General features: G+C 70.7%; 2 protein-coding genes and 1 CRISPR repeat array. Both genes read right to left on the bottom strand.

Going from position 1 to position 3166, the window contains the following annotated elements:
- Nucleotide 1 precedes the first annotated feature (1 nt).
- A CRISPR array of direct repeats spans nucleotides 2–1407; the repeat unit is 30 nt; unit sequence GTCCTCATCGCCCCTACGAGGGGTCGCAAC.
- 147 nt (nucleotides 1408–1554) lie between these two features.
- A complete protein-coding gene (locus ACIN94_RS32605) occupies nucleotides 1555–1890 on the bottom strand; it encodes a hypothetical protein (RefSeq protein WP_400714838.1) in 336 nt (111 codons plus the stop codon).
- A complete protein-coding gene (locus ACIN94_RS32610; protein WP_400714841.1) occupies nucleotides 1884–2906 on the bottom strand; it encodes a hypothetical protein in 1023 nt (340 codons plus the stop codon). Before ACIN94_RS32610 ends, ACIN94_RS32605 begins: the two co-directional genes overlap by 7 nt.
- Nucleotides 2907–3166: the final 260 nt, after the last annotated feature.

The following is a 3166-nucleotide window of genomic DNA, read 5'->3' on the forward strand; positions in this document are numbered from 1 at the left end:
CGTCCTCATCGCCCCTACGAGGGGTCGCAACACGGTCTACACCGCGCGGCAGGCCCGCCGGGCGAATCGTCCTCATCGCCCCTACGAGGGGTCGCAACTACAGGGTCGAGCGCAGCTGGTCAGCGAAGGCGATCGTCCTCATCGCCCCTACGAGGGGTCGCAACACGGTCTACACCGCGCGGCAGGCCCGCCGGGCGAATCGTCCTCATCGCCCCTACGAGGGGTCGCAACGCGGTGGTGGCCGTGGCCACGTCCACCTCCAGCCACTGTCCTCATCGCCCCTACGAGGGGTCGCAACATCTGCTGGTCGTAGGCGTCACGGACGCTCTGCGGGTCCTCATCGCCCCTACGAGGGGTCGCAACTCGAAGGATGCCACGCTATGCCGCCACCGTCGCGGTCCTCATCGCCCCTACGAGGGGTCGCAACGTGACGTCGCCCAGGTTGAGACCGAGCTGCTCAGGTCCTCATCGCCCCTACGAGGGGTCGCAACAAGGTGTGTGCGCCCCGGCTCACCTGCTCTGCGGCGTCCTCATCGCCCCTACGAGGGGTCGCAACGGGATGAAGTCCCTCCCCTCTGTCCCTGACGTGTCGTCCTCATCGCCCCTACGAGGGGTCGCAACGCGTCGCGCCGGCGTCGGCGTCTTCACGATCGGCCGTCCTCATCGCCCCTACGAGGGGTCGCAACTTCCGGCAACAATCGGTTCCGGCCAACCGCAATCGTCCTCATCGCCCCTACGAGGGGTCGCAACTTGAACAAATCGGCCAGTGCCTTGCCTGACCCGTCGTCCTCATCGCCCCTACGAGGGGTCGCAACGTCAGGTCCACGATGGACGCCAAGGCGTCGCTGTAGGGTCCTCATCGCCCCTACGAGGGGTCGCAACACGGCGCTGTCCATGTCTTCAACCATGACGATGGCCGTCCTCATCGCCCCTACGAGGGGTCGCAACAAAGTACGGATGCGCGAGGCTTCGGTCTCGAACTCGTCCTCATCGCCCCTACGAGGGGTCGCAACAAGTGGGTCAAGGCGTGCCTAGGGTCGCCGAGGTGTCCTCATCGCCCCTACGAGGAGTCGCAACTCTCAGACGGTGCGCAGGTAACCGCCGCCGAGCCCCGCGTCCTCATCGCCCCTACGAGGGGTCGCAACATGAGGTCGGCCTTCGTCATCGCCTCAGCGTCATGTCCTCATCGCCCCTACGAGGGGTCGCAACGAAGCGTCCTTGCCGTCCTTGCCGTCGACGCCGTCGTCCTCGTCGCCCCTGCGAGGGGTCGCAACCTCGCCCTCGGGAGGGGAGACGCGCAGGAACACCTCCTGTCCTCATCGCCCCTACGAGGGGTCGCAACCGGAGGGCGCCGGCCATGTGCGACTGGCTCAGCTGGTCCTCATCGCCCCTACGAGGGGTCGCAACCGTGGGGCATATCGTTTGACGACGCGGGCGGGTGGGTGATGAGTCCGCCCGCCCGCGTCACGCCCAGGCCCGGGCACCCCTTCCGTGCCGGGTCTGGGCGGGTGGTGCGGCGCGGCGGCGCGGGGGAAGTGATGCCGCCGCGCCCGTTCATCGGAGGTGGGGGCCGCCCGCCGTGTCCCCGGGCGCGGGTGTCGGGTGCCCGTGCCCGGTGAGGACGGCCGTCTCCGCCTCGCGCATCTGCTCTGCCAGCCCTTCCGGGTGGTGGTCGGAGATGATCAGCGGCTCGGGGACGGGCCGGGTGGCCAGGGCGTAGAAGAGGCGGCTGCCGGTGCCGTACAGCACGGCCCACCCGGGCCAGGCGTCGTCCAGCCGGGCGGCCTCGGCGCGGGCCTCGCGGTCCCAGGAACGCTGAGGTACGGCGGCGCGGTCGGAGCCGTGGCGGTGCCGTCCGGCGGTGCGGGCACGGGAGGGCTGCGTCACCACGTTCCCTCCCCGGCCGTCTCCGGGGTTGTGCTCTCCTGGGCGGCTTCCTCCTGCCGGGTGACTTCGGCCTGCAGGTCGTCGAAGGTGTCGGCGTCCACGGTGCGGAAGGGCGGGCTGTTCCAGGCGGTGTCGTCGGGGAAGGGCTCCTCGCGGCTGGCCCAGTAGCGTCCGGCGTCGCTGCGGATCACGCGCCAGCCGGGGATCGCCGGGGCCGGGGTGGCGGTTTTAGGGTGGTGCATGGATCGGACCTCCGATGTCCGGTCAGGGGTCCGGCCGGCGCTGGTGACGTCCGGCCGGACCCGGCTCAGGTGAGGGGCAGAAGGCATCAGGGGGGCACCGCAGAAGACGGGCGCTCGGCACGGAGGCGCCGCGGTCCCCTCGGGGCGGGGGCCGCGAACGGTCACCCGGGTACGGTGCGGCGCCGGTCGTCGGCTGTCGTGGCGCCGGGGCGGTGCGGTGGCGGCGGGCCGGAGCGCGGGTTCCGGGTGCCGGACAGGACGGGGCGTCGGCCTGGGCACCGGCACCGGCACCGGCACCGGAAGGGCGGGAGTAGCAGGCGAAACAGGCGGGGGCGCGGGCGGCACGACCGGGGCAGGGGCGGAAGCGGTGGCCGGGGCGGAGGCGGCCGTGGTGCCCGGGACGGGCAGGGGGACGGCTGTCGGGGCAGGCAGAGGGACGGCTGCCGGGACGGGCGCGGGGGTGGTGACCGCAGGGGGCGCGGGGCGGCGCTGGGTGGGCACCAGGGGGATCACCTCGTAGGGGGCCACGACGGCCGGCGGTCCGTAGACGGGCAGGACTCGCCCCAGGCCGAGCTGGTGGCGCACCCGCAGCCGCTCGGCGATCAGCGCGCTGGACGGCTGCGCGTAGCCGTGACCGGGTGTGGCCTGGTTGCAGCCGTGGGCGTAGGGCGGATGTCCGCAGGCGGCGCAGCCCATGGGCATCGGGGGTCGATGGGTGAAGCAGCCGCAGCCGCTCGCCGCCTGCCGGTCGAGGACCGCGGCACTAGGGTTGGTCATGGGTCAGGAGTCACTTCCTGATCAAGGACCCGTTTGGTGTTCTCAGCGCCGGGCGGGTCCGACTTATGGGCTTTGAGGCGGGTTCCCCAGGTTGGTCTATAGATCTTCCTCTCGATTGTTCGTCTGTACTCGTTCATGCTCGTACACACATGAGCGACTATAAGCATGGCCGTCTAGGTTCTTTGCATGATCGAATTTGAGCGCGATCGGCCGGTATGGATTCAGGTCGCAGAAATCCTCCGCGAGAGAATCGAGCGAGG

Origin of the sequence: Streptosporangium sp. NPDC087985 (assembly GCF_044741965.1) — a bacterium.
Classification (GTDB): domain Bacteria; phylum Actinomycetota; class Actinomycetes; order Streptosporangiales; family Streptosporangiaceae; genus Streptosporangium.